Genomic DNA, 26,564 nt, shown 5'->3' on the forward strand with positions numbered 1-26,564 from the left:
TTCTGCGCTCGGCTACAAATCGCCGCGCATGTTTAGGAAAGAGCGACGCCGTCAGGCTCTGGAAACTGACGCTAAATAGGCATCGGGCTGTGTCTGGGAAAAGCGGGGCAAGATCAGTCACCCTTGCCCTGACGCTTGGTTGAGAAGCGGATGTACGAATATCCTCGGGGCAGCGCGACGATGACATCGGCGGGAGTCATCTCATTAGTGAATACATAGGTGTGGGCTTGCATGGCTTCGTTTCCTTAAGAGAGTAAGTAAGACGAAGCAGTGTTGCGACCAGATTTATCGCTTTTTGCGCCCGGGGCACACTTTTTCGTCATCTCTTAAGGTACTTACCGCCAAGCCGGCGGGCGTGCGCTGCGTGCAACTGGGCGAGGATAACCGCTGCCTGATCTTCGGCCGGCCCGAGCGGCCTGCTTTCTGTGGCGGCTTGCAGCCGTCGCTCGAGATGTGCGGTTCGGACCGCGAACAGGCGATCCGCTGGCTGGATGAACTGGAACGGGCCACGGCGCCGTAGGGGTGGTTCAGTCCAGTGGACTGGACCACGCTCTGCCGACCGCGCGTTCAGCCATCGTTTGCCGGACCGCGCCGCCTCTGTTCATGGACGATTTGAACGCGCGGTCGGCGAGCCGACCACCCTACGAACTCGCACCGGTCAGGTTTATTCCTTGCCCTTGGACTCATCGGGCATCACCAGCCCGAGACGCTTTTTCTTCTTCTTGATGATGGTCGCCTGCTCGACGGCCGGCTTGCTGGCCGGCGGCGGCGCCACGGGCAGCGGAAAGCCGAGGAAGGCCATCACGAAGAAGACCGGCAGCAGGATGTAGAACAGCGGCCGTCGCCAGTTCAGTTTCTCTTTGAGCATGGCCGGCACATGGCGCCGTACTTACTAAAAAGAAAGACCGAACCCTTACCCGCGCAGGGTAATCTGGATGGGCAGGCCTGGCCCGCTCAGGGCACGACGGTGTTGCCGCGCGCCGCCTGTACACGCTGGAACAGCCCGCCCAGCGTAAGCCCCTCGTGCCAGATCTCGTCGAGCATCAGGCCGTAGCGGTCGCGCAGCGCCTTCGCCAGCGTCTCGATTTCCTCGGCGTCCGGCAGCGAGCGGGTCGGATTGACCGCGCGATAGATGCCGAGTACTTCGTCGTCCGGACGGAAATGCAGCCGCTCGCTCTCGCGGAAGGAAAAGGAGGACACGAACACGGACAGGAAATCGCGGATGTCCTTGCGCGAGGCGGTGGGGAAGGTGCTGCGCCAGACCCGGCCCTGGCTGGGGCGGTAACGCAAGGCATTGGGCGCTTGCCAACCATGGAATGCCGCCCAGGCGAGCGCAGCAAGGATGAGAACAACAAAAATACTCATGCGATTGAGTGGAGAATACTCATGCGCTCGAGTGTAGCACGCGTTCGCGAGGGCGGCGCACGACAGAATTTCGCTGCCATGCGGACGAGCTGACCCTGGGGCAACGCGGGCGCGGTACAATCTTGTACCGGACGCAGCGGGCGATGCCGCCCGTTGCAAGCATGCTAAGCTTCGCTCCCGCCCTACCTTCCACCAAGCATCCTGCACGCACACGCCCGCAGCCGATTTTTACTTAACGCATACATGGACACACTTCTCGCGATCAAGGCAATTATCATGGGCCTGGTCGAAGGCTTCACTGAATTCCTTCCGATTTCCTCCACCGGCCATCTGATCCTCATGGGCAGCCTGCTCGACTTCACCGGGCCGAAGTCGGTCGTCTTCAAGATCGTGATCCAGGCCGGCGCCATGCTGGCGGTGGTCTGGGAGTACCGCGAGCGCATCGCCCGCGTGCTCAAGGGGCTGGGGTCCGACCCGGTGCAGCAGCGCTTCGCGCGCAACGTGGTCATCGCCTTCGTGCCGGCCGCGGTCGCCGGTGTGCTGTTCAGTTCGGCGATCACGGAGTTGCTGTTCCATCCGGTGCCGGTGGCGGTCGCCCTGGTCCTCGGCGGCATGCTGATCCTGTACGTAGAGCGCCGCAACCGCCTGCGCCCGGCGACGGCGCGCGTGGAGACGGTCGACGACATGAGCGCGCTCGATGCGCTGAAGGTCGGCCTGGCCCAGTCCTTCGCCCTGATCCCCGGCACCAGCCGGTCCGGCTCGACCATCATCGGCGGCATGCTGTTCGGCCTGTCGCGCAAGGCGGCCACCGAGTTCTCGTTCTTCCTGGCCATGCCGACCATGCTGGGAGCCACGGTGTACTCCGTGGTCAAGCAACGCGAACTGCTGTCGGCGGCCGACCTGCCCCTGTTCGGCCTGGGTTTCTTCGCCGCGTTCATCTCGGCCTTCCTGTGCGTGCGCTGGCTGCTGCGCTACATCAGTTCGCACGACTTCACGATCTTCGCCTGGTACCGTATCGTATTCGGTATCCTGGTCCTCGTGACCGCCCATTTCGGCCTGGTGACCTGGTCCGAATAAAGTAGAGCAAGCAAGAGCATGACTTCCGAGCCTCACGCATCCGAACTGCAGGCGCGCGCGCTGCACGTCCTCGAGACGGTGTTCGGCTATCCCGCCTTCCGCGGGCAGCAGGCCGAGATCGTCGAGCACGTGGCCGGCGGCGGCGACGCGCTCGTCCTGATGCCCACCGGCGGCGGCAAGTCGCTGTGCTACCAGATCCCGGCGCTGCTGCGCGACGGGGTCGGCGTGGTCGTCTCGCCGCTCATCGCGCTGATGCAGGACCAGGTCGATGCGCTCGAAGAAGTCGGCGTCCGCGCCGGCTTCCTCAATTCCACCCAAACCTTCGAGGAAACCTTGCGCATCGAGCGCCTGGTGCGCAGCGGCGAGATCGACCTCGTCTACGTAGCGCCCGAGCGCCTGCTGACGCAGCGCTGCCTGGAACTCTTCGACGCCTCGCCGATCTCGCTGTTCGCCATCGACGAGGCGCACTGCGTCTCGCAGTGGGGCCACGACTTCCGGCCGGAATACATCCGCCTGTCGGTCCTGCACGAGCGTTACCCTGGCATCCCACGCATCGCCCTCACCGCGACCGCCGACCAGCAGACCCGTGAAGAAATCGCGCACCGCCTGCAGCTGGACGACGCACGCAAGTTCGTCTCGTCCTTCGACCGCCCGAACATCCGCTATTCCATTGTCGAGAAGACCACTGGCCGCAAGCAACTGCTAGATTTCATCAGCAGCGAGCACCCGCAGGATTCCGGCATCGTCTATTGCCTGTCGCGCAAGAAGGTCGAAGAGACTGCCGACTTCCTGAACGAACACGGCATCCGCGCCCTGCCCTACCACGCCGGGATGGAGTACAGCGTGCGTGCGGCCAACCAGTCGCGTTTCCTACGTGAAGACAACATGACGATGGTGGCGACCATCGCCTTCGGCATGGGCATCGACAAGCCGGACGTGCGCTACGTCTGCCACCTCGACCTGCCCAAGAGCCTCGAGGGCTACTACCAGGAGACCGGCCGCGCCGGCCGCGACGGCGCGCCCGCCAGCGCCTGGATGGCCTACGGCCTGCAGGACGTGGTGCTGCAGCGCCGCATGATCGACGAATCCGAGGCCGACGAGACCTTCAAGCGCGTGCTGTCGATGAAGCTCGACGCCATGCTCGGCCTGTGCGAAACGCTGTCGTGCCGGCGCATGCGCCTGCTCGACTATTTCGGTGAACGCTCCGGCCCCTGCGGCAACTGCGACACCTGCCTGATCCCGCCGGTGCAGGTCGACGGCACGGTGCCCATGCAAAAGCTGCTGTCGGCCATCTATCGGGTCGATCAACGATTTGCGGCCGGCCACGTGATCGACGTGCTGCGCGGCGCCCAGACGGAACGCATCAGCCAGTGGCACCACGACAAGCTCACCGTCTACGGCGTCGGCGCCGACCGCTCCGAACAGGAGTGGCGCGCCATCGTGCGCCAGGCGATCGCGCTGGGCTTCGTCACGGTGGACCACGACGCCTACAGTTCCCTGAAACTGACCGACGCCGCGCGCCCGGTGCTCAAGGGCGAGCAGAAGGTGCAGCTGCGCCAGTACCAGAAACCGGTCAAGGCCAAGCGGCCGTCGTCGTCCCGGGGCGGCCAGGGCGGCAGCTACGAGGAACTGGAACTGTCGCGCTCCGAGCAGGCCATCTTCGACCGGCTGCGCTCCTGGCGCATGGGCACGGCGCGCGAGCACGGGGTGCCGGCCTACGTGGTGTTCCAGGACGCCACCCTGCGCGAGATCGCCAAGGTCAAGCCGTCTTCGCTCGACGCGCTGCGCGGCGTGTCCGGGGTCGGCGAGAAGAAGCTGGTGTCCTATGGCGATGAAATTGTCGCGATCATCAACGAGATGATGTAGTGTCATGGGTTGAGAACGTCTTTCCGTTCAACCCCACGACACGCATATGGCCATCCCTACTCCCACCAGCACTACCGCGTCGCCGTCCAAGGACGGGGCCGACGCCATCGTTCCCGAGAACGCAGCCAGCCTGCAAACCTTCGTGTTCGCCCTGTTCTTCGTCTTTGGCGGCATCACCAGCCTGAACGACGTCATCATCCCCAAGCTGAAGGACCTGTTCACCCTCAGCTACGCCCAGGCGATGCTGGTGCAGTCGGCCTTCTTCGCCGCCTACTTCTTCGTCTCGATCCCGGCGGCCGCCATCGTGCAGCGCCTCGGCTACATGCGCTCCGCCGTGGTCGGCCTGGCCACGATGGCGATCGGCTGCCTGCTGTTCATCCCGGCCTCGTACTCGGGCATGTTCGCCACTTTCCTGCTGGCGCTGTTCGTGCTGGCCTCGGGCATCACCATCGTGCAGGTGGTGGCCAATCCCCTGATCTCGATGCTGGGCAAGCCGCAGACGGCATCCAGCCGGCTGACCTTCGCCCAGGCCTTCAACTCGCTCGGCACCACGGTCTTCCCCTACGTGGGCGCGATCCTGATCCTGGGCTCGCTGGCCACCGTCGACGCCTCCACGCTCAGCGGCGCGGCGCTGGACGCCTTCCGCCAGGAAGAAACCCGGGTCGTGGTGAACACCTACATCGGCCTGGCGATCGCGCTGGCGCTGCTGGGCGGCGCTGTGTGGATCAACCGCCGCAAGCTGGTGGAGACACCGGCGCCATCGGAAAACATCCTGCACGCCCTCGACCTGCTCAAGCGCCCCCGCTTCGCGCTCGGCGCGCTGTGCATCTTCCTGTACGTCGGCGCGGAAGTGGCGATCGGCTCGATCATCGTGAACTACCTGATGGAGTCCAGCGTCATGGGCATGCTGGAGGAAGACGCGGGCAAGCACGTGGCCCTGTACTGGGGCGGCGCCATGGTGGGCCGCTTCATCGGCGCGGCCCTGCTGCGCATGTTCTCGCCCGGGAAGGTGCTGGCCTGCGCGGCAACGGTGACGATCGGGCTGCTGCTGCTGTCCGCCAATACCACCGGCGCCCTGTCCGGCTGGTCGCTGCTGGCTGTCGGCCTGTTCAACTCGATCATGTTCCCGACCATCTTCACGCTGGCCTGCGAAGGCCTGGGCAAGCGGACCGCGGAAGGCTCGGGGGTGATCTGCGTGGCGATCGTGGGCGGCGCGATCGTGCCGCTGCTGATGGGCGTCGCGGCGGATGCGGTGGGGCTGAAAATGTCGCTGATCGTGCCGTCCCTGTGCTATGCCGTGATCGTGTACTTCGGGCTATACGCGCGGCGCTCGCTCGCCGCGGCTTGATGCTTTTCGTAGGGTGGGCAGGTTTCCTGCCCACGCGCTCAACTACCGCCGGCACCTTCGCAGCCAAGTCTCTGGCAGCGATCACCGCGTGGGCGGAGAACCCGCCCACCCTACTGTGAACCTTACTTCTTGGTGAAGACGAGGTCCCACACCCCATGGCCCAGCTTGAGGCCGCGGTTCTCGAACTTGGTCAGCGGCCGGTACGCCGGCTGCGGCGCATAGCCTTCCGCCGTGTTCTCGAGCAGGGGCTCGTTGCCCAATACTTCCAGCATCTGCACTGCGTAGTCTTCCCAGTCGGTGGCGCAATGGAGGTAGCCCCCCGGCGCCAGCTTGTCGCACAAGTGCCTGACGAAAGGACCTTGGATGAGGCGGCGCTTGTTATGGCGCGCCTTGTGCCATGGATCCGGGAAGAACACGTGCACCCCGGCCAGGGAGCCATCGGCAATCATGTGGTTCAGTACCTCGACCACGTCGTGCTGGATCAGGCGCAGGTTCTCGATGCCCTGCTCGCCGATCTGCTTGAGCAGGCTGCCGACACCCGGCGTGTGCACCTCGACGCCGATGAAGTCCTTCTCGGGCATCAGGCGCGCGATGTGCGCGGTGGTGGCGCCCATGCCGAAACCGATCTCCAGGATCACCGGCGCCTTGCGCCCGAACGCGCCTTCCAGGTCGAGCATCTCCTTTTTGTATTCGATCAGGTAGGTGGGGCCGAGCTCCTCCAGCGCGCGCGCCTGCGCGGTCGAGAGCCGGCCGGCCCGCGTGACGAAGCTGCGGATGCGGTGTTCGGTCGGATCGTAAAGCATGGAGCGCGCCGGGCCGTTGGTGGGCTTTTCAGAAGACATGGGAAGGAGTGACGAGACGGGGTTGAAGACGGATTGGGGAAAAATCGGCTGTCATTATAGCTCACGCCACCCCGCAGCCATTGCCGGGCGGCGCCACGCAGCTCGTCATGCGGGCGTGCGGGGCTGCCGTGCGCAATCCTGCATAATCGGGCTTTACCCTTGCCGCGCCGCCGGAGCCCTGCCATGCATTCGACGAAACATCCGATCGCCACCGACGACAACGTCGCCACCCTGCACCTGACCTCGCACCACTACGGCAGGCCCGGCTCCGGCAAGAAAGTCTATATCCAGGCCTCGCTCCACGCCGACGAAGTGCCGGCCATGCTGGCCGCGCACCTGCTGCGCCAGCACCTGGAGCGCCTGGACGAAGAGGGGCGCATCAAGGGCGAGATCATCCTGGTGCCGGCAGCCAACCCGCTCGGGCTGTCGCAGGTGATCCACGGTGCTCCCTTCGGGCGTTACGACCTGTCGACCGGGACCAATTTCAATCGCGCCTACCGCCATGTGGCGGATGCGCTGAAAACGGCGCTCGAGGGCAGGCTCGGGCCGGACGCCGCCGCCAACGTGGTCCTCGTCCGCGAAGAGGCGCGCCGCTGCGTGGCCGCTTGGGAGCCGAAGGACAATGCGCAGACGCTCAAGAAAACCCTGCTGTCGATGGCGATCGACGCCGACATCGTGCTCGACCTGCACTGCGATAACGAAGCGGTGCTGCACATGTATGCGGGCACGCCGCTGGTCGAGCGGGTGATGCCGCTGGCCGCGCTGCTGGAGGCGCGCGTGCTGCTGGTGGCGAAGGAGTCGGGCGGCGAAGCCTTCGACGAGGCCTGCAGCCGCCTGTGGTGGGACCTCGCCGGGCACTTCCCGGACGCCGCCATCCCGCCCGCATGCGCCGCGGTCACCGTGGAGCTGCGCGGCGAGAACGACGTGCGCTACGATTATGCCGGCCAGGATGCGGCGGCGGTCCTGCAATACCTGGCCATCGAAGGCGTGCTCGACATGCCGGTGCCGCCCCTGCCCGACGCCCTGTGCGGCGCCACGCCGCTCGACGCGGTGGAGTCGCTGCACGCCCCGCATGCGGGCGTGCTGGTGTTCCACAAGAAGCTGGGCGAGCGGGTCGAAGCGGGCGAGCCGGTAGCGGACATCGTCAACCCGGTCAGCGGGAAGGTGACCACCCTGGCGGCGGAACGTGCGGGACTGCTGTTCGCGAGCACGGCGCATCGGCACCTGCTGCGGGGGATGCATGTGTGTAAGGTCGCGGGGACGGAATCGTTTCGGTCGGGCGATCTGCTCAGTGCCTGAACGGCCTTGATTCCCTGCAGCGGCATCCAGCTGATCGCTTCGGGTTGAAGATGCGCAATTTGCATTCGCGGTACTCGGTGAACAATCGACGTGTTCACAAGAGGCCAAACAATGGGAATCGACATAGTTCGCAGTTCATTTGCGCACCAACGCTCGCGCGCAAAGCCAAGGAAAATGCGCTCGTTGAGTCCGCCAAGCACTGGAAGCCGCCGGCGCCAAGACAACAGGGTCTCCTGTCTACGCCAAGGATTGGGGGACAACCTTGATCAAAATAGGTTTTCGACCTCTCTCTATTGAAAACCTGGAGCAATTTCAATTTCAAAAAGGGGACATTGTTGTCCTCCAACCGCATCAAGCTGGGAATCCGGCAGGGCACATTGCCGGTTTCGATGGCAAAAACTGGATCTCCGATTTTATTCAGCGGGATATCTGGTCCGGACCGGGGTATAGAAAGGAGAAACCAAGCTATGTCGTCTATCGTCCGTAATCGGTTGCTTGCATTTGCATTGTTTGCGGCGAGCTCTGCGGCATGCTTGGCAGCACCGCGTGCAAACGAAAATGCCGCCCCCACAGTCGTAGCAAAGCTATATAAAGATTTTGCGTGGCAGGCCCTCGGATCGATGCAAAATCTCTTTGGCAAGCCTATCCAACATCAGAGCAAATCGGTTCTTCAGCAGTATTTTGATCCCGACCTTGCCGCCTTGCTCGTCCAGGAACGTCAATGCGTCACTCGCAGGCGCGAAGTCTGCAACATGGATTTTGACCCCTTGTTCGCATCTCAGGACGCTGCGGTAACCGACTTCGCGATCCAGCGCGCGCAGATCGGCAAGGTGATAGTGACGTTCACCTACCCGTCGAGCGGGGAAAAGGTGCAGCTGGATTTCCTGGTCAAGCAAGTGGGAAAGCACTGGCGAATCAGTGATGTCGTTTACCCGGGGCTGCAGAACGCGTCACTTAAGAGACTCCTCGCTACGAAATTGCCGGATTGATGGCCCGAATGGCAGCCTATCGACGCGCTGCCTTCGTTTTCCCCATTGCCGAACTGCCGATTGCGACAAGCGCGCATACAGGTAGCAGCCACGCGTGAGATACCTTTAGCTCGCCCAGCGTTGCACTGCTCGCCGCACACCACAGCAGCGGAATCACCCACAGCGGCCATGGCGCGCGCCAGAACAACAGAGCGCCTAGCGTGAGCAAGGCGGTCGGATCGGGCGCGAAGGCGAACAGCTCCGCCTGCCCCCAGCCGCGTCCATCCAGGGGCGCCAGCAGCGGGTAGCCGGCCAGCGCGAGCAGCACGACAGGCAGCGCCATCCCCACTGCAGGCGTGAGGAGCGCCGGTTTCGGCGGCGCCTTCCACGCCATCCAGGCAAGCAGGCCGGCCTCCAGGCAGAAGCCCGCCGCGAAATATGGCGCGCCGGTGTTGATGTCGGCGTAGCGCTGCAAGTGATAGGCCCAGGCTACCCACAGCCAGGCCATGCCGAGCAGCCCGAACGCGATCCGTGCGCTGGCCAGCCGCGAGTAGAGGATGCCGCCCACGATGGCCGCACCTGCGCCGAGCGCGAGCAGCTGCAGCGGCCACCACTCGCGGTGCATGAGCTCGAACTGGCGGTAATAGGTCCGTGCCGAGAACATCAGGAAATCGGACAGCGAATAGCTCCACCACTCGCTCATGCCAGCCTTTCGACATCCTGGATGATGCGGCGGCGCAGCGCCTCGTCCGGCAGCGGCCCGGCCGCGGCCAGCATGTTCTCGCGCACGTGGGCGACGCGCGAGGTAGCCGGGATTGCGCAGGTGACGGCCGGGTGCGCGACGATGAACTTGAGCAGCGCCTGCGCCCAGCTGGTGCAGCCGATCTCCGCGGCCCAGCCGGGCAGGCGCTTGCCTGCCAGGGCCTGGGTAAGGTCGCCCTGCCGGAACGGCCGGTTGACGATCACGCCGATGCGCCGTTCGCGCGCCAGCGGCAGGATGCGCTGTTCGACTTCACGGTCGAGCACGTTGTACGAAACCTGCACGAAGTCGACCGGCTGGCTCGCCATGATTTTTTCGATCTCGCCATGGCGACGCCCTTCCGACGTCGTGATGCCGACGTAGCGCAGCCGCCCTTCCCGCTTCATGCGCAGCAGCATGGGCAGGTGGGCTTCCCAGGCGAGCAGGTTATGCACCTGCAGCAGGTCGAAGCGCGGCACCTGCCACAGGCGGCGCGAGGCCTCGGCCTGGATCGGTCCCTGCGCCGCCTCGCCGATCCACACCTTGTCGGCGGAGAACAGCCGGGCGGGCTTGAGCCTGGCCACGGCCTCGCCGATCACGGACTGCGCGGAGCCGTACATCGGTGAGGAATCGATGAGCCGGCCGCCGCTGGCGAAGAACTGGCGCATGACAGCAGCGCACTCGGCGCGCGCGTCGGGGTCGCGTCCGACATTGAAAGTGATCCAGCTGCCCAGGCCGATCAAGGGCAGTTGCTCGCCCGAGGATGGGATGGCCCTCATGAGAAGTGGCATTGCGGACGCAGGGCGTCCTTGGGCATAGGCCAGGACGGGAAGCGCCAGCAATGAAGCAAGCACCCGGCGGCGCGGTCTGGAAGCGGAATACATGCAGGCGCTCCTTGTCAAGAGGTCGGACAGAAGACGAGCATACCGCGCCAGCGTCTCATGCGGCGCATCGCCTGACACACGCACATATCGACCAGGCGGCGCTTGCCGACGCTGATGCTGTTCGACCGCTTCATTGATCCGTCCCAACTTGCCGTGAACCTATGTCTGCAACGATTTTCCTCTTTAAAACAGGAGGAAAAATGCTCAATCGACGACGGTGGAACTGCGGCGCATATAGTGTCCTAGGCACAGCTTACCTGCGCATGAAGTTCCGGACTGCACAGCGCGTGCTGCTCATGGCGACGGTGATTGCCACCGCAATACCAGCCGCTGCCCACACTTCCAGTATGCCGCCGCTGATGACCGGCGAGCGCTTGGTCAAACTCCTAGGGCACGTCGACCCCGCCACCGTCACCTGGGCTTCCGACAGCCCGTTTCGCTCTCGTGCGGTCGCCGCTGAATATCAGACATTGGCAAACGGACAGTTCGTCCACGGCTATATCCAGGCCGTACACGATGCCACTGAAGCCAGGCAATGGTGTCCGATGAATAGCGTTAAGCCTTTACCCCACGAACTGGAGAGCGATGCACGGCGTGCGCTACAACAGATGCCTGCTGCCCAGTTAAAGCAAAACGCGGCGGACTTGATTGTCGAGGTCTGGCGCGTAAAGTGGCCGTGTCCCACGGACCAGAGGAGAGCGCAATGAAAGTCCCATATAGCAGTCTCAGGATGCACTTTCCGGACACTGACAACGTCGGACGCGATGAGTTGTACCAGTGGATCGGGTATCCAGAAAATACAAGTAACCCAAATTTCTACAATACGTGTGCCATCCGGATGAGCCTTGCCCTGCTGGGGGCTGGTTTTCCGAACCCAGGGCACTGGCTGATCAAGGCCGGCAATACAAGGGACGTGCGATCGAAACGCGCCAACGCAGCTTGAGCAACTGGTTGATTCGACAGCTGGGCCAGCCCGAGAAGTTCAAGAGTGGCCCAGAGGCTGAGCGCGGGATCGGTGCGCGACGAGGAATCGTATCGTTCTTCAGCATTTATGGTGACAACAATCCACAGGGCCACATGCCATCGTGGCCAAGGATCGCTGGGGTATGTATCTCCGCTGTGGGAACGAGATTGATGGGATGGGTACCGGATGCTACTGGACCTCAAGAGAGGTCTGGTTCTGGCCGCTGAGATAGCCGAACCTTAGCCTGCTAGTGCGATTGGAGCGGGTGAAGGGAATCGAACCCTCGTCATAGGCTTGGGAAGCCTCAGCTCTACCATTGAGCTACACCCGCATCAGCCGCATTCTACGCGGGATCTGACGTGTTGACAAACTTCAAACACGGCAAGCGTGATGGAAAAAAGGTGGCCGCATCGGCTGAGGTGTGATGGCTTTCATAGCGCTAGTCATGGTAGTCCGGCCCGTCACATTGCGCCTCTTCACTTCGCTTCTTGCCATTTCTCCACTTCGGCACTGCTTAACCATTGTACCGAATCAAGATTCCACTCAGGAACCTATGGCATCTTCGCCCTGATGTCTATCGACGATATCGAGACGACACCTGACTAGGGACCGGTTGCGACTATCCCGATGTCAATGAAGGGCGGATTCCTTATGCCTAATGTCCTTGCAATGCAGAAACAGAGAGGAAATCAGATGAAGAAAGGTGCGGTGTATTCAAGGTTGCAGATAGGCCTGACCAGAGTCCTTGCCGCAAGCATCATGGGAGTGGGGTTTGCTGCGGACGTCACTGCGGCTGAGGAGTTAGCCAAGCCGATTTCTCTTCCAGACATCCAACACACCACGAGCTATTCCAAACGGGGTGTCAAGCTCGCCGTCCCTGGCAATTGGACGGTCACTCGCAACGAGACAGAGAGCAAGGTGGTCTTTGTTGAACTGCAGGCCAACAAGCCTGGTCTTGAAGGCATTGCCCTGAATACGCAGCTTCAGATTTATCCTCTTTCCATGGCCCCCTCGCTGCAGGACGCTGCTGAATTCCTGGCAAAGTTTGCGCGAGAAGGTTCGTTGTACTTGACGGAGACAAAATATCAACCACTTCCAATCTCCGGGGGAGAAGCGCTGAGTGCTAGGTACATCAACAACAACTTTAACGCAGGCTCGCCATATGCGAAACACTTCCACATTTACGCGAGGAAGGCCTGCGGAAAGGGTTTCGTGTGCATTGTCTACACCCAGACGCTGGAAGTTAACGAGCAAGCCGCACGACTGGGCCTCGATAAAGTTGTCTCGACCCTGAGTTATTCGCGGTAGTCACTCCGACTTTCCTGAATGAAGTGAGCGTGATGCGGAACGAGGAAGACACACGCCTCGGTGAACTGGTCGCCACCGGACGCACCTGTCCCCGAACCGGCTAATGGGAGTGCGCCGACAAGTGCAAGGCGGCCGCCGCCAGCGCTTCAAGATTGGTCAGCGTATGCCGCCCGCAGGGTGCTGCTCGGCGAGCGCAGCCTCTGGCAACGGCTGAGGGGTGAGTACCCGAGCCTCAAGATCGCGACCGTGTGGACGCTTGTCGAATACGACCCGCCACCGCAAAGCCCAGGGTCAGATCTCACTTCTTGTCCCCTTCGGTTTGTCTTCCTGGGGCTTTGTTGCGCAAATCAGGCCGGCCAGAACGCCAAGCCCTGGAAGGTGAACCGCTGTGGTGCAGATGCGCGTAACGATATCCTCCGGGCGACCAAAAGGGTAGGACGGGCAATATGGAAGAGATGGAGCGGTTACCACCAGCGCAGCCTTGTAGAAACCAAAATGCGCTGCTTCAAGCCGCTGGGCGAACGTGTCATGGCACGCGACTTTAACCGTCAGGTCGCCAAGCTACAAGTGCGGGCTGCCGTGCTGAACCGCTTTACTCGACTGGGTACGCCAGTCACGGTCCCAGTGTTATAAAAGCAGCTACAAATAGCGTCAGATCGGCCTTTGCTCGATTTGCTCAACAAAGCCGTATTCGAGTATCGCGACCTGACCGGACGCCTTGCCTTGCGTCAGCCGCGTACGGAATGGCCCGGCTTGCTATTCATGAAGACAACCATGGTCAATGCTTGCCATGGCTTCGGCGTGAGCGACCACCGCGAAGACGCCGATCGCCCCGCTTTCGCGCTGAGTCAATAGGCCCTTTCCCTATTCCGGCTGCTCGACCTTGTAGCCCTTCGCCGCCAGCATCGCCATCAGCCCCTTCGGATCGAGCAGGTCTTTCATCGCCAGAACGGCAAAGGTGGACGTATTCTTCGCCAGCGCGGCTTCTGCATTGGCGACCCACTTGGCGCGGTGGCGCTCCTCGGCTCCCTGGAAAGATGGATGGTCGCGCAGGACCGAGCTGTTGCGAATCACATTGCTGCAGGTTTCCTGCTCACTGAAATCCAGCTTGCGGATGACGTCGATATCGCCCTTGGCCCAGGCATTGGCGCGCACGCGCATCGCGTCGATGTCGGTTTCCAGGCGCTTCAGGGTGGAAGAGAAGCAGGCCACGTCGTCGAGCGGCGACTTCTTGAAATCCTTGATCAGCTGGCGCGGGTTATCCACCTTTACTTCACTGACCGTTCTGGTCACCTTGAGCTTCTTCTGGTCGACGATCTTCTCGACCTGCTTGCGTACATCGGTGCTGGTGGTCAGGCCGGCCTGCTTCATCGCAGCCTGGAACAGTTCGTTGGCCACGAAGATCGGCCGGTCGCGTTCCTTGTTCTTGGGTAGGTATTTTTCCTTGAGCGGCAGCCAGCGCGCGTACACCTCGGCGGGAAGCACGTCGCGCAGCGTGGCGTCGTCCGGGTTCTTGTTGACGCCGATGAGGCTGGGCAGCGCCAGCGCCATCTGGAAGTAGGACGCTTCCACTTTGGTGACCGGCGGCGCCAGGTACTCCTGCGAACGGCCGATGACGGCTTCGACCTCGTGCGAACGCCAGTCCATCTTGACCGGCAGCGGCGAGTAGGTGCCGAAGATCCACAGAACGTGCTCGTCCTTCGATACCTTCCACATGCCGGGGCCGGGTTTCTGGCCGACGACCAGGATCTGTTCCGGCGCCGCCGGCGGCGCCTCGGCCGTTTCCGAGGCCGGCGCCGCGTCGCTGGACTGGGCAAACGCTGTCGTGGTGAGGGCAAACTGGCAGAGCAAGGCCAGGCACAGGGCCGGGAGGATCGCGGGTTTCAGCATCGGACATCCTTGGTTGTTGGTTGTCCGTCAAGCTTAGCTCTGCAATATGAACGAAGACTTAAGGATGAGCAGTGAGCGCGATTTCATGCGCGCGGCATCGCGTATGCATGCGCTGCGCGGATTTCACTCCGGCTCAGGCAGGTCCGGCCGCTCGAGCAGTTCGTGCGCCAGTTTCAGGCCTTTCATCATGACCGACAAGGCTTCCTGCTTCGACGCTTCGTCGGGCACCCGCAGCACATAGGAGGGGTGGTAGATGGTGACCAGCCAGCAGCCGTCGATGCGGACCGGCTTGCCGAGGAAGTCCTTCAGCGCCACCGTCCCCTTGCGCATCACGGACTTCAGGGCCGTCGCGCCCATGGCCACGATCACCTTCGGCTGCACGGCCGCCAGCTCCTTCTCCAGCCAGTAGTGGCAGGCTTCGATCTCGCGCTGCACCGGCGTCTTGTGCAGGCGGCGATTGCCGCGCGGTTCCCACTTGAAGTGCTTGACCGCGTTCGTGAGGTAGATGGCCTTGCGGTCCACCCCGGCCTGGGCGAACACCTGGTCGAGCAGCTTGCCGGCCGGGCCGACGAAGGGCTGGCCGGCCAGGTCTTCCTGGTCGCCGGGCTGCTCGCCGACCACCATGATGGCGGCGTGCTTCGTCCCCTCTCCGGGCACGGCCTGGGTGGCGTACTGCCACAGCTCGCAGCGCCGGCATTCGTCCAGCTTCGAGGGCTGCTCGCGGTCCGGCTGGGCCGCCTCGGCGCTGATCGGGATCGTCGCGCCGCTCTTGCGCCCAACCGCCTGCACCTGCCCGATCTTGCGCGCGCCGAGTTCGGCCTGGCTCACCAGCGACGGGACGATCGCGCCTTCCGGCAGGTTCTTCCAGAAGCGCGACGGGATGTGGCTCTGCATCAGCTGGGCGTTGACGCGCGCCGGGTTGAAAATGCTGCGGTAGTAGGTGAGCCAGAGTGCTTCGCCGGCGTCATCCAGTTCGGCCGCGCTCGACATCAGGGGGCCGGCATTGTGCAGCATGTGGCCGTCCCATAGCACGCTGGCCTCGGGCGTCGCGATCATCCAGCTGACCTTGCCCATGCGGGCAACGAAGTGTTCGGCCACCTGGGGCAGCACGTCGTGGCGCGGCTCGAACCAGGCGACGAAGCGCGGGTCGCCTGCTTCAGGCGGACGCTCGCGGAAACGGATGTAGGCATGCATGTCGTGCTCCTCGCGGCGCACTGCCTTGACCATGCCGTGCAGGCGGCTGCCGTCCGGATCGGCGGGCGACTGCACGTCATGCTCGCCATGCGTCCAGCGCCACAGCACGCGGTAGAGAAAAGCCCAGCGGTCCGGGGCGCGGAAACAGGCCGCCTTCTGCAGCATGTCCATCAGCGCACGCGGGACGCGCAGGACGGGGCCTGGCGATGGCGCTTGTTGCGATGGGATGCCGCCATGAACGTCCTGCCCAGCCGCAGGGGGCGCACCCGAGAACAGGTTGCCACCTTCGAGTGTGACCAAGTTCGCCGTCTCGGGCGGCACCCCGGCCCGCAACAGTGCGCGCGCCGCCTCGCGCCATTCGGCGAAGCCGGTCACCTGCAGCGGCCGGCCGCCGGCGACGGCTGCTGCAGGTGAGGTACTCATGCCGCCTGCAATTCCGGCCACAGGTTCATCTGCTCGGGCGCGTCGGCCAGGTGGCGCCGCAGGATGTGGGAACTGGCCGCGCCTTGCACCGGCTTGTAGTCGGACGTGACGATGAAGGGCGCCAGCTTCTTCATGCTGCAGCGCAGGCGCGACAGGTCTTCCCAGCGGATGCGGCGGATGCGGCGTAGCTCCACGATGCGCCTGGCGTTGCGGAGGCCGATGCCCGGCACGCGCGCGATCATGGTTTCGTCGGCGCGGTTCAGGTCCATCGGAAAATGCTCGCGGTTGGACAGGGCCCAGCCCAGCTTGGGGTCGACGTCGAGCGCCAGGTTGCCGGACTGCGGCATCAGTTCCCCGGCAGTGAAGCCATAACCGCGCAGGAGGAAATCGGCCTGGTACAGGCGGTGCTCGCGCAGCAGCGGCGGGGGCGCCAGCGGCACGCTCTTCGGGCTCTGCGGGATCGGGCTGAAGGCCGAGTAGTACACGCGCTTGAGCTTGTAGCTGCCGTAGAGCGTCTCGGCGGTGTTGAGGATGGTGTGGTCGTCGCTGGCGTCAGCGCCGACGATCATCTGCGTGCTCTGGCCGGCCGGTGCGAAGCTGGGCGCCTTCGGTTCTTCGAGCTTTTCGTCGAGCTTGCGGCGAATGGAACCCATCGCCAGCTTGATGGTGTGGACGTTCTTTTCCGGCGCCAGGCGGGTCACGCTGTCGTGGGTGGGCAGCTCGATGTTCACCGACAGGCGATCGGCCCAGCGGCCCGCCTCCTCGATGAGGAGCGGGTCTGCGTCGGGAATGGTCTTGAGGTGGATGTAGCCGCGGAACTTGTGCACCTCGCGCAGCTGGCGCGCCACGGCCACGAGCTGCTCCATGGTGTAGTCGGCCGACTGGATGATGCCCGAGCTCAGGAACAGGCCGTCGATGTAGTTGCGGACGTAGAAATCATGGGTGAGCTTCACCACTTCCTCGACCGAGAAGCGGGCGCGCGGCACGTTCGAGCTGCGGCGGTTGATGCAGTACTGGCAGTCGTAGATGCAGAAGTTGGTGAGCAGGATCTTGAGCAGCGAGACGCAGCGGCCATCCGGGGTGTAGCTGTGGCAGATGCCCATGCCGGTGGTGGCGCCGAAGCCGTCCTTGTCCTCGGACGAACGCTTGGGCGCGCCACTGCTGGCGCAGGACGCATCGTATTTCGCGGCGTCGGCCAGGATTTCCAGTTTGTCGTTGAGTTCCATCGCACGCCTTGAACTGTATAGGCATACAGTATACTATCGCGCGCGTGGGTGCAGGCCGGAAGGGTCAAGCGTACGCGCCCGGGAGCGGTTCAAAGGTGGGACGACATGAAAAAAAGCCCGGTCAACGGACCGGGCTTTCCATTACCGCAACATCAGCGGGGGATCAACGCAAGGGCTTGCCGTCCGCATCCACCACGGTCACCTCGCCCCAACCGAGCGAGCGCACACCCGCCTCGATCTTGCGCAGGTCGCCGATCACCATCCACACCGCCTCGTCCGGCTTGATGAACTTGCTCGATGCGGCTGCCAGCTGCTCCGGAGTCAGGGCGCGCACGTTCGACGCGTACTTGCTCCAGTAATCGTCCGCCAGCCCCAGGTTCACGGTCTCCAGTCCGGCCGACTCCAGCGCCGCGAGGGTCGAGTAGCGGCCCGGCAGGCGCGCCGTCATACTGCGCATGATGCTCTCGTACTCCTTGCCGGCCAGCGGACGTTCGCCCGCCACGCCACGCAGCTCCTTCTGCACTTCGCGCATCGCCTCGATCGTCTTGTCGGTCTGTACCGGCGCGACGATGATGAAGGGTCGCTGGCCGCGCACTTCCGACAGGCGCGCGCTGGTGCCGTAGCTCCAGTGCTTGTCCAGGCGCAGGTTGCGGTTCAGGCGCGAAGTCGCCATGCCGCCGAAGTTGGTGATCACCGGCTCCATCGCCAGGTCTTCCGGCTGGCCGTAGGCCTGCGAGACGTGAGTCGCGACGATGGTCGACTGCGGCGCATCGGGCTTGTCGACCAGGATCACGCGCTTGCCGCGGGTGGCCGGCACGGTGGCCATCTGCTTGGCGGGAGCGGTGCCCTGCTGCCACTTGCCGAAGCTCGCTTCCAGCGCCGGCAGCAGCTTGTCCATGGTGGTGTCGCCGGCGACGACGATGGTGGCGCTGCCCGGCTTGAACCAGGTGCTGTGCCATGCCATCAGGTCGTCGCGGGTCAGGCCCTGCACGCTGCCTTCGAAGCCGGAGGCCGGCTTGCCATACGCGTGGTCGGCGCCGTACAGCACGGCCGGCACCAGGCGCAGGGCCAGGCTGTTCGGCTGGGCCTTTTCCTGGGCGATGCCGGCGATGCGGCGGCCCTTCGACAACGCGAACTGGTCTTGCGGGAAGCTCGGGTTCAGGGCGGCTTCGGCCATCAGGTTGAGCGACGGCGCCAGGTTGGCGCTGGTCGCCTGCAGGCGCACCAGTGACTGGTCCTGGCTCGTGCCGGTGTACAGGCGCGCACCCAGGTTTTCCAGGGCGTCGGACAGGGCGAAGGCGTCGCGCGTCCTGGTGCCCTTGTCCAGCAGGTCCAGCGCCAGCGAGGCGGCGCCGGCCTTGGCGGTGGTATCCGAGGCCGCGCCGGCGTCGACCGCCAGCGAGACATTGACGATCGGCGCCGTGTGGCGCTCGAGCAGCACGACCTTCAGGCCGTTCTTGAGCTGGGCGCGCTGCAGGGTCGGGAACTTGACGTCCGGCGCATCGCCGAGCGCGGGCAGCTTCTTGCGGTCGAGCGTCGACTTGGTGGCGGCCAGCTTGGCGGCCGGACGCACGGTCATCGTGTAGTGGTTGGCGCGCAGCCAGCGGTTGCTCGCCGCCTTGACGTCCGCCGGGGTGCTGGTGGCGAACAGCTCGAGGCGGTCGAGGTAGGCGTCCGGCTTGCCGCCGTAGGTCTCGCTCTCGGCCAGCACGTCGTTGCGGCCGCCCATCCCGCCCACGCGCTCCAGGCTGCGTGCGAAATCGGCCAGGTCGCGGGTCTTCACGCGCTTGAGCTCCGATTCAAGCGGACCTTTCTCGAGCAGCTCGGCCACCACGCGCTCCATCTCGCGTTCCACTTCCGCCGGATCGACGCCCGGCTTGACGGTGACGGACAGGTTGAAGGTGCCGCCCAGTTCCGCATCGTTCACGAAGGCCGAGACGCCGGTGGCCATGCCCTTGTCGTACACCAGGCGCTTGTCCAGGCGCGCGTTCTTCGAGCCGGCCAGCACGCCGGCCAGCAGGTTCAGGCGCTGGGTGTCGGCATCCTTCCACCCCGAGGTGTGCCAGCTGCGGTAGATGCGCACCTGCGGCACGTGGTCTTCCATCTCGTCGCGGATGTTGCGGTCCAGCTGGGGAATCCACTTCTCGGTGCGCGGCAGCGGCGGCCCCGGCGGGATCGCGCCGAAGTACTTGTTCACCAGCTCATAGGCGCGTTCCGGGGTGATGTCGCCGGCCAGCGAGATCACGGCATTGTTCGGGCCGTAGTAGGTGCGGTACCACTCCTTGATGTCGTCCAGCGAGGCGGCCTGCAGGTCTTCCATGCTGCCGATCGTCGACCATGAATACGGGTGCGAGTACGGGTACATCTTGCTCGACACTTCCATGCGCACGCGGCCGTACGGCTGGTTCTCGCCCTGGCGCTTCTCGTTCTGCACCACGCCGCGCTCGCGCTCCAGCATCTCTTTCGAGATGTAGTTGCCGAGGAAGCCCATGCGGTCCGATTCCAGGAACAGGGTGCGCTCGAGCGCCGATACCGGCACGTCTTCGAAGAAGTTGGTGCGGTCGACGTTGGTGGTGCCGTTGCGGTTGTTCGCGCCAAGGTCGTCCATCGCTTCGCGGAAGCCGTGCGGGTAGTTCTCGGAACCGTTGAAGAAGAAGTGCTCGAACAGGTGGGCGAAGCCGGTCTTGCCGCGCTTCTCGTTGCGCGAACCGACGTGGTACCACATGTTCACGCCGACCACCGGCACGCTGTGGTCGGTATGGACCAGCAGGGTCAGGCCGTTGGGCAGCACGAACTTCTTGTGGGCGATGGTGTAGGCCTTGCGGTCGAACTTGAACGGCGCGGCGGCGGATGCGGTGGTCGGTGCTGCGGCGTGGACCGGCAGCGCTGCTGCGGCTGCGAGACCGAGCAGGAGGGGCAGAGCGAGTTTTTTCATGGGCGTCTCGTGGACTGGTTGTTGTATGTATGCGTCCCGTCCGGTCATGCGCTGCTTGAACGCGTGGGCGGCACAGCCGCCCACCCTACAGGAATCGCCGAGCTAGCGCCAGAGGAAATGGATGCATACGTAGGGTGGGCGGGTCCCCCGCCCACGCGTTCAAACTACGTATGCACAGTGAACGGTTCAGGAAAAACCCTGCACCTGCGCCAGCAACTGCGGCTCCATGCGCGCCGCGATCTTCTTCAGGTAGCCTGCAGCCGCGTCCACACCTGCCCCGCCCGCCCGCTGCAGCCAAGCATACGCTTCCCCCAGATCGCGCTGCACCCCCTGCCCCGCCGAATACATCACGCCCAGGTTGAACTGCGCCCGCGCGTGGCCCTGGCGCGCCGCGCACAGGTACCAGAAATACGCTGCTTCATAGTCGCGCTCGACGCCCTTGCCGCAGTCGTGACGCAGGCCCAGCTCGAACTGGGCCAGCGCGTGGCCCTGGTCGGCGGCTTTATGAAACCAGTCGCTCGCCTCGCGCGGATCGGCATGCTCGGCGCGGTCGAGCAGCACGCCCACCATGTACTGCGCCGGCGCGTACTCCTGGGTAGCAGCGCGGCGGTACCACTCGAGCGCCTGCGCCTCGTCGCGCGCCACCCCGGTGCCGCCCTCATAGCGCAGGCCGAGGTCGAACTGGGCGCGCAGGTGGCCCTGCTCGGCCGCCTTGCGGTACCAGTGCACGGCCTGTTCGGGATCGCGCGCCAGGCCTCTGCCGGCATCGATCAGCTGGCCGAGGTGGTACTGGGCCGAGGGCATGCCCTGTTCGGCCGCCTGGCGGTACCAGTGCGCCGCCTGGGCGGGGTCCTGCGCCACGCCCTGCCCGTGCTCGTAGCGCACGCCGAGGTTGTCCTGGGCGCCGGCATGGCCCTGTTCGGCCGCGCGGCGGTACCAGTGCAGGGCCAGCGCTTCGTCGCGCGGCACGCCGTGGCCGCTGTCGTGGATCAGGGCCAGGTTGAACTGGGAACTGGCGTGGCCCTGTTCCGCGGCGCGGCCATACCACAGCACAGCAAGACCGCTGTCCTGCCCGACGTCCTGCCCTTTGTCGTAGCGCAGGCCGAGGTTGAACTGCGCCGGCGCATAGCCTTGCTCGGCCGCCTTCAGAAGCCAGTCGATGGCCTGGCTGCCGTTGCAGCGCAGCGCAAGGCTGAACTGCGAGCGCGCGTGGCCCTGGCTTGCTGCGCGGCGGTACCACTCGGTCGCCGCATCCTGGTCCTGGGGCACGCCCTTGCCGGTCTCGTACATCATGCCCAGGTTGTGCTGTGCGCCCGGCTCGCCCTGGCTTGCCGCCTGGCTGAACCAGTGCAGCGCACCCTGCACGTCATGCGGCACGCCCTGGCCCTTTGCATACAGCCAGCCCAGGTTGTACTGCGCCGGCGCGTAGCCCTGTTCGGCGGCGCGGCGGTACCAGTAGGCGGCCTGGCCGTAATCCTGGGCCACGCCTTGTCCCTTCTGGTACATCACGCCGAGGTTGTACTGGGCCAGCTCGAGGCCGGCGCTGGCCGCCATGCGGTACCAGGCCACGGCCAGCTCGTCGTTGCGGGGCACGCCCTGGCCGCTGGCATACATGAATCCCAGGCTGTGCTGGGCGGTGGGCACGCCGCGCTCGGCCATCCCTTTTACGCGCAGGAACTCCGCGCCGTAATGCGCTTCCGGAGCGCTGCCTGCGAGGCCGCCGTGTTGTGCAGCGATGTGTGCCGGATCGTCGAGCATGGTGGCGTGGGCCGGCTCAAGCCTGGATTGCGCGCAGGCCGAACAGCGTCGGCTGGGTGCGCAGCGACTTGATGAATTCGCCCAGCGGGATCGGGCGGTAGTACAGGTAGCCCTGCATGGTCATGCAACCGTTGGCGCGCAGGTAGCGCGCCTGCTCCTCGGTCTCCACGCCTTCCGCGATCAGGTTCAGGCCCAGGCCGCGCGCGATCGAGATGATCGCCAGGATCACCGGATAGTGGCCGCCCTCTTCGTGGATTTCCTTCACGAAGGACTGGTCGATCTTCACCGTGTGGATCGGGAACCGGTGCAGGTAGGACAGCGACGAGTAGCCGGTGCCGAAGTCGTCGATCGCGATCGACACGCCCAGCTGGCACAGCTTGTTCAGCTGCTCGATGGCGTACTGCGGATTGCGGATGCAGATGTTCTCGGTGATCTCGACCTCGATCTGGCTCGGGGCGATCCCGTAGCGCACCAGCGCGTTGCGCATCTTCTCGAAAAAGTCGCCGCGCTCGAGGTATTGCGGCGACAGGTTGAGCGACAGGCGCACGTGGTCGGTGCCGGTGGCGTTCCACTGCAGCATGTCGCGGCACAGCGCCCCGATCATCCAGTCCGAGATCGGCAGCATCAGGCCGCTCTCCTCCGCGAACGGCAGGAATTCGCCGGCCGACAGCAGGCCGCGGGTCGGGTGATTCCAGCGCATCAGCGCTTCGGCGCCGACGATGCGCCCGGTGAGCGCGTCGATCTGCGGCTGGTAGTACATCTCCAGTTCGTCCTGCTCGAGCGCGCGGCGCAGCGCCTGCTCGAGGGCGATCTTCTGGTGCGAGATGTCCAGCATCGAGGTGTGGTAGAAGCTGTGGCCGTTCTTGCCCTCGGCCTTCACCTGGTACATGGCGATGTCGGCATGGCGCAGCAGCTCGTCGATCGATTCGCCGTCCTTCGGGTAGATGGCGATGCCGATCGAGGCCGAGATGTGCACTTCGTGGCCGTCGAGGTCGAAGGGTTCCTGCAAGACCTCGAGGAACTTGTCGGCCACCATGCGCGCGTCGTCGCGGTCGCGCAGCTCCGGCAGCACGATGGTGAATTCGTCGCCGCCCTGGCGCGCCAGGGTGTCGCCCCTGCGCAGGCAGGTCTTCAGGCGGGTGGCGGCCTGCTGCAGCAGTTCGTCACCCTTCACGTGGCCCAGGGTGTCATTGACCAGCTTGAAGCGGTCGAGGTCGATGAACATCACCGCCAGCTCGGTCTTCTTGCGCTTGGCCTGGATCACGGCCAGCCCGAGGCGGTCCTTGAACAGGATGCGGTTCGGCAGGTCGGTGAGGATGTCGTGGTAGGCCTGGTAGGAGATGACCTCTTCCGCGCGCTTGCGGTCGGTGATGTCGCGCGCCACGCCGTAGGTGCCGAAGAATTCGAGCTTCTTCACTTCCTGATCGGGCACGTGCATGCCGATCGCGTTCAGCGAGATCGTCATCAAGGTGTTGTTGAAGGTGCGCTCGTTGCCATGGCCGCCGCTGCCGCCATTCCTGCACTTGAGCCGCAGTTCGACGTTGCGCGAGGCGCGTTCGTCGACGCGGCGCTCGTTGAAGACGTAGCGCGCACGCTCCAGGTCTTCTTCGTGCACCAGCACCGAATAGTGCTTGCCCAGCAGCTCGTCGCGCGCGTAGCCGAGCAGCTGGTAGGCGCGGTCGTTCACGAACGTGAAGCGGCCCTCGTGGTTCAGCGTGTAGATGATGTCCGGCGACGAGTCCACCAGGTAGCGGTACATCTTCTCCGAGTTTTCCAGCTGGTTGGCCATGCGCTGGTTCTCTAGCGCCAGGCGGCGGCCCTTCAGGGCGTTGGCGACGGTGGCCAGCAGTTCTTCCTTCGCATAAGGCTTGCGCAGGTAGTCGTAGGCGCCGCGCTTGAGCGCGCCGATCGCCGCGTCGATGCCCACTTCGCCGCTCATCACGATCACCTCGGCATTGATGCCCTTCTCGTTGATGAAGTCCATGATCTCGTGGCCGCCGATGTCGGGCAGGCGCAGGTCGAGCAGGACCAGGTCGAAGCGCAGGCGCGACAGGTGGGCCAGGGCCTCGCTTCCGGACGATGCGGTGGTGAGGGAGTAGCCGCGGTCGCGCAGCAGCTCGTACAGCGACGAGAGCAGGCGCGGCTCGTCGTCGACCAGCAGCAGGCGCGGCAGGCTGTCTGCCTCCAGGGTCGGGGAATAGGGAGCCGGTTCGCCGGGAAACATGGCGTTGTGCGCGTTCATCATGACGGGATTATGGGGATCCAAGCGTGGATCCAAGCGCGGCGCCCAGCGCGCGGGCCGGCAGCGCTACCGCGCTGCCCGCACCGGCGCCGGACCACGCCGGCAGGAGAATTTCGAATGCGGTGCCGGTGCGGCCGCTGCGGCAGGAAATGTGGCCGCCCAGCTTCCTGACCAGGCTGTGCACGATCGACAGGCCCAGGCCGTGGTGGGCGCCGTCCTTGGTGCTCTTCACCGGCGAGAACAGGTGGGCCAGCACCTCGCGCGACAGGCCGGGGCCGTTGTCGCTGACGACCAGCTCCAGGTAGAGCTGGCGCTCGCGGTTCACGTGGCCGCGGTTGATGATCTCGACCCGGCCCCCTATCGCGCCGAGCGCCTCGATGGCGTTCTTCACGAGGTTCACCAGGATTTGCTTGAGCACGTCGGCGTCGCCCTCGATGCGGGTGGCTTCGTCGTGCATGGTCACCAGGATTTCCACCGTGCCCGGAACGAAACCGGTGCTGCGGAACAGGCGCTGCACCTCGTCCACGACCTTGGCGACGTCGGTCGGATGCGGTCCCGTTTCGTTCGGCTTGAGGTCGGCCAGGCTGCTGACCAGCTGGCCGACGCGGTCGATCTCTTCGTTCAGGATCGACATCTCGGTGCTCACCGGCTCCTGGCGCGCCAGCTTGCTGTCGAGGACACTCAGGTAGTTCTTGATGATCGACAGCGGGTTGTTTACTTCGTGCACCACGCGGCGCGACGCCTCGCGGTATTCCTCGGCCACGTGCGCAAGCTGGCGGCGTGCGTGGCCGCGTTCAAGCAGCATGTTCTCCAGCGCCGTAGCAGCCTGCGTCCCGAAGGACTGCATGAAGCGCTCGCGCCGCTGGCAAGTCGGCACCTGCCAGGCGGCGATGCCGCCGATCAGAACGCCCAGGCAACGGGCGCCCGCCACCAGCGGCACGCACACCATGCTCTCGGTGCCCAGCATGCGCAGCAGCTGTTCTTCCGCCAAACCCAGCGTGCCGCCGTCCGCCGGTTCGCGTCCGATGAAGGCCGGCCGCCGCTCCAGTGCGCTCTTGGCGATCGCGCCGCCGCGCGCCAGCGGCACGGCGAATTCGGCGATGCGCTGGCTGCCCTGGGTGGGCGCGCCGACCAGCGCGTGGCCGGTCGGATTCTCGAGCAGCACGACGGCGTTGCCGAAGTCGAACAGGATGCGCGCCGAACGCGTCATCGCTTCCAGCAGCCCGCTCTCGCCCTGCTGGCGCGCGAAGCTCTGGCCTACCTCCGACACCAGCACCATGTTGCGCACTTCCTCGGACAGGCGCTGCTGCACCGGGTCGAGCATCGGCGGCGCATAGGCCGGCGGCATGGGGATGTCGTCGGCGCCGGCCAGGTCGATGCCAAGGTGGGCGGCGGCCTGCTCGACCTGGCGCGCAGCGCCCGCCAGCAGGTGCGCGGCTTCGCCGGCCTCGATGCCGCACAGGGTGGCGGCCTCCAGCACGGCGGCTTCATCGGCCGCATGGCTGGACAGCACGTGGGCCAGGCGCACGATGCGGATCAGGGGATGGGCCGACTCCAGGCGCTCGCTCGGCTCGTGGTGGTACAGCACGGCGTCGGCCAGGAAGGAGTCGAGCTGCCAGCGCTCGATCAGCCAGGCGCCGGCTTCGGCGTGGGTGATCTCCAGCGTGCGCTGCTCGACGGCGCACAGGTCCTCGTCGTCGCGCGCACTGAAGTTGTAGGCGTATTCCTTGGGCGCGGTGGCCAGCAGGGCCAGGCGGCCGACATTGTGCAGCAGGCCGGCCAGGTAGGCTTCTTCCAGGTGCGGGTACTCGACGGCGCGCGCGATCTCTTTCGCGATCACGGCCGCGCTCAGCGAATTCTTCCAGAACGCGCGCAGGTCGGTGCTGCCCGAATGGGGGAAGTTGTTAAAGGTCTGGAACACCGAGTCGCTGATGACCAGCGTCTTGATCATGTCGGTGCCGAGGGCAACCAGCGACTGTTCCAGGTTGACGCTGCGATGGTGGCGCTGGTAGGCCGAGCTGTTCGCGACCGCCAGCAGCTTGCCGGTCATGCCGGCATCCTTCGAGATCAGGGCCGCGAGCTCGGGCATGCCCAGGTCGTCGGCCTGCAGGTGTTCGATGAGACGCACGAGGATCTGCGGCATGGCCGGCAGACGGGCAATCAGCAGGCGATTGCGGATATCCTGATCCGATGGTTGCATGGTCTCAAACGTGGCCGCTTGTCGAGGGTTGGGCGA

Annotated in this window: 21 protein-coding genes, 1 tRNA gene and 2 pseudogenes; 11 read left to right on the top strand and 13 right to left on the bottom strand. The window is 64.8% G+C overall.

Annotated features, from left to right (window positions below; genetic code table 11):
* Nucleotides 1-343 precede the first annotated feature (343 nt).
* Nucleotides 344-520, top strand: a pseudogene (locus AC56KL_RS21680) (YkgJ family cysteine cluster protein); the annotation flags it as partial.
* A gap of 144 nt (nt 521-664) precedes the next feature.
* Here the strand turns inward: AC56KL_RS21680 and AC56KL_RS21685 are convergent.
* Both AC56KL_RS21685 and AC56KL_RS21690 read right to left on the bottom strand, forming a co-directional pair.
* A complete protein-coding gene (locus tag AC56KL_RS21685; RefSeq protein WP_497182250.1) occupies nt 665-868 on the bottom strand; it encodes a hypothetical protein in 204 nt (67 codons plus the stop codon).
* Nucleotides 869-954: 86 nt separating this feature from the next.
* The gene (locus AC56KL_RS21690) at nt 955-1,365 is read right to left on the bottom strand and encodes a hypothetical protein (RefSeq protein ID WP_497182251.1); all 411 of its coding nucleotides are present in this window, start codon (nt 1,363-1,365) and stop codon (nt 955-957) included.
* A 243-nt stretch (nt 1,366-1,608) separates the two neighbouring features.
* Between AC56KL_RS21690 and AC56KL_RS21695 the strand changes: the two genes are divergently transcribed.
* Genes AC56KL_RS21695 through AC56KL_RS21705 form a run of 3 tightly spaced genes read left to right on the top strand, consistent with a single transcriptional unit; the run spans nt 1,609 to nt 5,656 of the window.
* Entirely contained in the window at nt 1,609-2,442 is an 834-nt protein-coding gene (locus AC56KL_RS21695) for an undecaprenyl-diphosphate phosphatase (protein ID WP_497182252.1), read from the top strand.
* Between the two features lie 18 nt (nt 2,443-2,460).
* Nucleotides 2,461-4,308, top strand: coding sequence for a DNA helicase RecQ (gene recQ / locus AC56KL_RS21700; protein ID WP_497182253.1), 1,848 nt, complete (start codon nt 2,461-2,463; stop codon nt 4,306-4,308).
* A 46-nt stretch (nt 4,309-4,354) separates the two neighbouring features.
* Nucleotides 4,355-5,656: a sugar MFS transporter gene (locus AC56KL_RS21705; protein WP_497182254.1), complete on the top strand. Its 1,302-nt coding sequence runs from the start codon at nt 4,355-4,357 to the stop codon at nt 5,654-5,656.
* 122 nt (nt 5,657-5,778) lie between these two features.
* On the opposite strand, the gene trmB is transcribed toward AC56KL_RS21705, so the two are convergent.
* Nucleotides 5,779-6,459, bottom strand: a complete 681-nt coding sequence (trmB, locus tag AC56KL_RS21710) for a tRNA (guanosine(46)-N7)-methyltransferase TrmB (RefSeq protein WP_497182297.1) — start codon at nt 6,457-6,459, stop codon at nt 5,779-5,781.
* A gap of 222 nt (nt 6,460-6,681) precedes the next feature.
* On the opposite strand from trmB, the gene AC56KL_RS21715 reads away from it, so the two are divergent.
* Complete coding sequence (locus tag AC56KL_RS21715) at nt 6,682-7,797, top strand: succinylglutamate desuccinylase/aspartoacylase family protein (RefSeq protein WP_497182255.1); 1,116 nt, start codon at nt 6,682-6,684, stop codon at nt 7,795-7,797.
* A gap of 293 nt (nt 7,798-8,090) precedes the next feature.
* Complete coding sequence (locus tag AC56KL_RS21720; protein WP_497182256.1) at nt 8,091-8,786, top strand: DUF3828 domain-containing protein; 696 nt, start codon at nt 8,091-8,093, stop codon at nt 8,784-8,786.
* A 16-nt stretch (nt 8,787-8,802) separates the two neighbouring features.
* Here the strand turns inward: AC56KL_RS21720 and AC56KL_RS21725 are convergent, their stop codons facing one another.
* The gene (locus tag AC56KL_RS21725) at nt 8,803-9,468 is read right to left on the bottom strand and encodes a DUF6064 family protein (RefSeq protein ID WP_497182257.1); all 666 of its coding nucleotides are present in this window, start codon (nt 9,466-9,468) and stop codon (nt 8,803-8,805) included.
* Nucleotides 9,465-10,283, bottom strand: coding sequence for an aldo/keto reductase (locus tag AC56KL_RS21730; protein ID WP_497182258.1), 819 nt, complete (start codon nt 10,281-10,283; stop codon nt 9,465-9,467). Before AC56KL_RS21730 ends, AC56KL_RS21725 begins: the two co-directional genes overlap by 4 nt.
* 266 nt (nt 10,284-10,549) lie before the next feature.
* Between AC56KL_RS21730 and AC56KL_RS21735 the strand changes: the two genes are divergently transcribed.
* Both AC56KL_RS21735 and AC56KL_RS21740 read left to right on the top strand, forming a co-directional pair.
* The gene (locus tag AC56KL_RS21735; protein WP_497182259.1) at nt 10,550-11,095 is read left to right on the top strand and encodes a Rap1a/Tai family immunity protein; all 546 of its coding nucleotides are present in this window, start codon (nt 10,550-10,552) and stop codon (nt 11,093-11,095) included.
* Nucleotides 11,092-11,331 (top strand): hypothetical protein, encoded by a 240-nt coding sequence (locus AC56KL_RS21740; protein ID WP_497182260.1) that lies wholly within the window; start codon nt 11,092-11,094, stop codon nt 11,329-11,331. The genes AC56KL_RS21735 and AC56KL_RS21740 overlap by 4 nt, the downstream gene beginning before the upstream one ends.
* A gap of 278 nt (nt 11,332-11,609) precedes the next feature.
* Here the strand turns inward: AC56KL_RS21740 and AC56KL_RS21745 are convergent.
* Nucleotides 11,610-11,683: transfer RNA gene (locus tag AC56KL_RS21745), tRNA-Gly, on the bottom strand.
* A 362-nt stretch (nt 11,684-12,045) separates the two neighbouring features.
* Here AC56KL_RS21745 and AC56KL_RS21750 point away from each other — a divergent pair.
* From AC56KL_RS21750 to AC56KL_RS21760, 3 genes and pseudogenes are all read left to right on the top strand, one after another.
* Nucleotides 12,046-12,660, top strand: a complete 615-nt coding sequence (locus AC56KL_RS21750; protein WP_497182261.1) for a hypothetical protein — start codon at nt 12,046-12,048, stop codon at nt 12,658-12,660.
* Nucleotides 12,661-13,017: 357 nt separating this feature from the next.
* Nucleotides 13,018-13,293 (top strand): annotated as a pseudogene (locus tag AC56KL_RS21755) (IS5/IS1182 family transposase); the annotation flags it as partial.
* 30 nt (nt 13,294-13,323) lie between these two features.
* The gene (locus AC56KL_RS21760) at nt 13,324-13,515 is read left to right on the top strand and encodes a hypothetical protein (protein WP_497182262.1); all 192 of its coding nucleotides are present in this window, start codon (nt 13,324-13,326) and stop codon (nt 13,513-13,515) included.
* Between the two features lie 9 nt (nt 13,516-13,524).
* On the opposite strand, the gene AC56KL_RS21765 is transcribed toward AC56KL_RS21760, so the two are convergent.
* From AC56KL_RS21765 to AC56KL_RS21795, 7 genes are all read right to left on the bottom strand, one after another.
* Nucleotides 13,525-14,550, bottom strand: coding sequence for a TraB/GumN family protein (locus AC56KL_RS21765; RefSeq protein ID WP_497182263.1), 1,026 nt, complete (start codon nt 14,548-14,550; stop codon nt 13,525-13,527).
* 123 nt (nt 14,551-14,673) lie between these two features.
* Nucleotides 14,674-16,167 (bottom strand): UdgX family uracil-DNA binding protein, encoded by a 1,494-nt coding sequence (locus AC56KL_RS21770; RefSeq protein ID WP_497182264.1) that lies wholly within the window; start codon nt 16,165-16,167, stop codon nt 14,674-14,676.
* On the bottom strand, nt 16,164-17,393 hold the full coding sequence (locus AC56KL_RS21775; protein ID WP_497182265.1) for a putative DNA modification/repair radical SAM protein: 1,230 nt from the start codon (nt 17,391-17,393) through the stop codon (nt 16,164-16,166). Before AC56KL_RS21775 ends, AC56KL_RS21770 begins: the two co-directional genes overlap by 4 nt.
* 163 nt (nt 17,394-17,556) lie before the next feature.
* A complete protein-coding gene (locus AC56KL_RS21780) occupies nt 17,557-20,328 on the bottom strand; it encodes a M16 family metallopeptidase (protein ID WP_497182266.1) in 2,772 nt (923 codons plus the stop codon).
* Between the two features lie 186 nt (nt 20,329-20,514).
* Nucleotides 20,515-22,086 (bottom strand): SEL1-like repeat protein, encoded by a 1,572-nt coding sequence (locus AC56KL_RS21785; RefSeq protein ID WP_497182267.1) that lies wholly within the window; start codon nt 22,084-22,086, stop codon nt 20,515-20,517.
* A 16-nt stretch (nt 22,087-22,102) separates the two neighbouring features.
* On the bottom strand, nt 22,103-24,310 hold the full coding sequence (locus AC56KL_RS21790; protein WP_497182298.1) for a putative bifunctional diguanylate cyclase/phosphodiesterase: 2,208 nt from the start codon (nt 24,308-24,310) through the stop codon (nt 22,103-22,105).
* A 28-nt stretch (nt 24,311-24,338) separates the two neighbouring features.
* Nucleotides 24,339-26,528, bottom strand: a complete 2,190-nt coding sequence (locus AC56KL_RS21795; RefSeq protein ID WP_497182268.1) for an HDOD domain-containing protein — start codon at nt 26,526-26,528, stop codon at nt 24,339-24,341.
* Nucleotides 26,529-26,564: the final 36 nt, after the last annotated feature.

This window comes from Telluria sp. ZB4P34 (assembly GCF_059686055.1).